Origin of the sequence: Ferroglobus sp. (genome assembly GCF_015521575.1) — an archaeon.
Classification (GTDB): Archaea; Halobacteriota; Archaeoglobi; order Archaeoglobales; family Archaeoglobaceae; genus Ferroglobus.
The window spans coordinates 1-4383 of sequence record NZ_WANY01000036.1 but is presented as its reverse complement, the minus strand read 5'-3'; the positions used below and the strand labels follow the sequence as shown (position 1 = coordinate 4383).

Annotated in this window: 2 protein-coding genes; both read right to left on the bottom strand. The window is 39.9% G+C overall.

Annotated elements, in window-relative coordinates; genetic code table 11:
• The coding region (locus F7C14_RS01410; RefSeq protein ID WP_290899088.1) for an AAA family ATPase at window positions 1-2549 on the bottom strand (2549 nt) is incomplete at its 3' end.
• Window positions 2509-3786 (bottom strand): exonuclease SbcCD subunit D, encoded by a 1278-nt coding sequence (locus F7C14_RS01405; RefSeq protein ID WP_290899085.1) that lies wholly within the window; start codon window positions 3784-3786, stop codon window positions 2509-2511. The genes F7C14_RS01410 and F7C14_RS01405, both read right to left, overlap by 41 nt.
• Window positions 3787-4383: the final 597 nt, after the last annotated feature.

The following is a 4383-nucleotide window of genomic DNA, read 5'->3' as shown; positions in this document are numbered from 1 at the left end:
TTCGTGATCTGCCTTGCGAAATTCCTTCTCCTTTCTTCATCCATGTTCTGGGTTGGTTCGTCAAAAAATACAACTCCAGCAGAGGACAAGAACTTCAGAAGAGCAAGTCTAACTGACAAAGCCGCAACAACCTGCTCCCCACCGCTCATTTGCTGAAAGCTAATCTCTCTCCCCATATATTTCGCTTTAATTCCGAAATCTTCAGTTAGTTCTATTTGCCACGAGAAGTCGTCCATGATCTCGCAGAATATCCTGTTAGCTTCCACGGAAATTGCTTCTGTGTACGCTTTTATCATTTGAGGAATCGCCTCTTTTAAAATCTCCCTAACGAGGTTAACGAACTCAAGTTTCTTCTTCAATTCCTTCGATTTCCCTTTTAGATCTTCAAATTTCTCCTCGCTCTCCTTTAAATCCTCAAGCTCTTTTTCCAGATCCTTAACGCTTTTTTCCAGCTGACCAACTTTCCCTTCAAGCTTTCCGAGTTCGAGGTTTATCTCTTTGAGCGTGTTTTCAACTTCTTCCAACTCCTCTTCTTTGTACACCTTTTTTATACTCTCGATTCTGCTTTCGACCTCTTTACCTTCGCTTTCAAGATCTTTTAGCCTTTTAACCTTTTGTTTTAGCTCAGCCTCGATTCTCTCTTTTTCTTTGACTTTTTCCTGACAGAGAATGTATCTCTCGTAGCTTTCCCTTTTCTCCTCCAAAACTTTCTCCAATTTTTCGAGAAATCTCTTTAGCTCCTCGTACGCTTTCTCAATTTTTTCGAAGTTCTTCAACTTCTCCTTTTTATCGGACAGCTCTTCTTCGAGCTCTTCTTTTAATCTTTCCACCTCTTTCAATCGTTCCTCAAGCTTTCTTTTTTCTCCAAGCTTTTGAACGCTTCCAGCCACTTTTTTCAACTCTTCTTCAAGCGCCTCTCTTTTTTCAAGTTCCTTTCTCTTTTTATCCAACTCGTTCTTCAACCTCCCTATGCTCTCCTCAAGGTCTTTAACGGATCTCTCCACAGCCTCTTTTTTCTTCAATTCGCTCATCAAAACTTTTTCTTCTTTTTCCAACTCTTCAAGATGTTTCAGAGCTTTTTCGAGCCTTTCAAATTTTTCTTCGAGCTTTTCAAGTTTCTGGAGGAGATTTTTGATTTCATCTTCGATGTTCTTGGCGTATTCTACGATTCTATCGCAGTTCTCATCAATTATCGGACAAAAGCCTTTTTCAGCTTCTCTTTTTTGTTTTTGCAGCTCTTCTATCCTGCTTTTAATTTTGCTCCTCTTGTCCAACGCTTTTAAGTATAGCTCTTTAACGTTAGCAAGTTTGGTGATTTGTCCCCTAATTTTTCCAAGCCTTTCTTCGGCTCTCTTTAATCTTAGCAATTCCTCTCTTTTTTCGTCGTAACTTTTCATTAAACTCTTTAAATGGTTTTCAAGGGCTTTTAACTCACTTTCCAGAGCTTTTAGTCTTTCAAGCTCTTTCTTTAGCTCCTCTTCTTTTTTCGCGAGTTCTTCAATCCCTTCGAGATCTCTCAAACTTTTCTTTATCCTTTCAGCCTCATTGGAGGCTTCTCTGATTCTCTCCTCTATAGCTTTGCAGCTTTCGGAGATCTTTATCAGCTCATCTCTTTTCTTCGAAATTTTTTCGAGAACTTCTCTTTTCTCTTTAATTTTGCTTTCGGCTTCCAAATATTTTTCGTAGTCGCTTTTTAGCCTTTCAATCTCCGCTTCGAGATTTTTGATTTCTTCAAGCTGATTTTTCAGCTTTTCGACTTCTGGAGCGATGAGGTTAACCTCTTTTGAAATCTCCGATTTTCGGAAAAGGAGACTTTCAAGCTCACTTTTCAACCTGTTCAATTCGTTCCTTCTATTTTCGATCTCAACCCTTCTTTTTCGAATCTCTTCTTTTCTCTTTTTTAGCTCCTCAATTTCCTTTTTTGCGGAGTTTAAAGCTGAAATAAGCCTGTCCTTATTCTCGATCTTAGCCTTTAGGTAGCTCATCTCCCTTTCGATCTCGTGAATTTTCGTTTCGTAAAATCTAACGATTTCCCTTGCGTTTTCATAGGCTTTCTTGTATCTTTCGATTCCGAGCAGCGGCGTGAATACCTCTCTCCTAACGGACGGTTGGGCAATGAAGTGCGAAATTATATTTCCCTGAGAAACGCCTATTGCATTCTCGAAGATCTCCCTTGGAGAAACCTCAAGTTTGAAATGTTGTTTTACCCATTCCGTAACATCTCTGACTCCGCTTGCAACTCTCCCAAGTTCGAGGTCCTCTATGTAGTAGTGGGTTGTTTTTCCCCCTTCAATTTTCCTCACGGCTACGTATTCCCTTTCGTCAAGGGGACTGACGAATTTAACTCTTATTTCCGCTCTCTTTTCCCCTCTTCTAACGAAATCCGAGATGTTGTAGGGAAGATGATCGAAGAGCGCAAATCCTATAGCTTCAAGGATTGTTGTTTTTCCGGCACCGTTTCTACCTATTATCGCATTAATACCTTCCGTAAACTCTATTCTCTGCCTGCTATAACTTTTTACGTTTTCGAGGTAAACTTCTCTGATCATACGCTTTCCTCCAGTCCCAAACTTCCTCCTCTACTTCTTTCTCAGCCTCCTTGACCTCTCTTTCTACTCTCTTAACTTCCCTTTTTCCGACTTTAACGAGATCGTCTATTAAGCTGAAGGCGTCCTCAACTTTTTTATCTGCAAGAAGTTCTTTGAGCTTCAACACGTCATCAGCCAAGTCTTCATAGCCGAATCTCGATAAAAGCTGCTTTAAAACTCCTCTTTCGATTTCGGCTCTACTTGAATAATCTGAAATCTTCACGTCGTAGGTGGAAACTTCAGGCAACCATTCGACTTTAAGAACGAGGGGTGAAAGAACTTCTTTAGCAATTTTCTCCACTTTCTCCTCATCGACGATGCCTTTAACCCTATACTTAATTTTCAGAATTACGACTTCCTTGCCTTTACCTTTGTTTTTAACGAGAAACTCCTTGAACTCCCTCAAATCGGAACTTTTAAACTCGTACTCAAGAAATCTGAAGGTTCTCGGGGTGTAAAAGCTCTTTTCGTGAACGTAGCTAACTTCATCGTCGACGTCGACTATGAACATTCCCTTCTCGAAAAAGCTTTCTCTTGCGTCGCAACTTTCCAGACTTCCCGGATTGAAAATGTAATCGTCTTCGACGTACTTCATGTGGATGTGCCCCAAAGCAACGTAGTCGATCTTGTTTCTATGCCTGTGCAAGATTTCAGAACTTATGCAACCGTAGATGTCCATGTACTTTTCCACTCCGAAGTGGGAAACGAATATTGTAAAGCCGTCCTTTTTAATTCTTGGCAAGTAATCGGAGAGAACTTTTTCCGTTAACGCTCCGAAATACTTTAGTCCGTAAATTCTCGCCTCACCTACGTCGACATAAGATCCGTTCTGCCCGTTCCACTCTTCCAAAACTATTCCCTCATCGAAGTTTGGCTTGAGATTAATCAGGTAGTTTTCCGCAGCCAAATAATCGAGCCACGTGAAGCGCTCTCTAAAATAACTTGCGTCGTGATTTCCTTCCACAGCAATTACCGGCACGTTTACCTTCTCCAAAACCTTAGTAGCCTGAGCGAGGGTTATGGGATCCATCTCGCTTTTCTTGTGGAAGAGGTCGCCCGCTATGATTATGAAATCAACGTTTTTGCTCAAAGCGAACTCAATTGCATTTTTAAACGCCTGAGCGAAATCCCTCATTCTTTCTTCGCTACCGTACTGTTTGTATCCCAGATGGGCATCGGCAAGGTGTGCAAATCTCACATCTTATTGTTTTTTCTGGAGCTTTTATTTCTTGTCCTCGTAACTCTCATTTTAAATGGTCAGGAGAGAGGATGGCAACTTAAGGGACAAACACCAGATAAATGATTAGAATGCGCTGTGAGTCAATGTTCTTTATTATCAGAGTAGAATTCTCTAATCTTTAGAACTAATTCATTTATCGCTATGAGATTTCTTTTCTTCTTCTCAGTTGAAATTGGTAGCTTTTCTTCAAGCTTCTTTATCCACTTCCAAACTGCTGTGTGAGAATTTCCCTCTCAAAGAGATTAAGCCCTTCTATAAGCTTTCTCAGCTTCATCGAAATTGGTGAATAATATTTTTTTCATCAGATGATAAAGTTTGGGAGTTATAATCTGATTAAAACGGCGAAAAATTTCTTATTATTAATGCTAAAATACATAACCATGGCAGTAAAGAAGGCTGTATTCTTCTTAGCTGCACTGCTAATCTTATTGGTATTATTTTTTTACAAATTTGAGCCAGATGATAATTATTTGTTGGAATATTTCCAAACAAAAAAGTCTGATTTAGAGAAAAGCATTCTTGGTGAGGGTAGATACGTACGTACAACACCACAGG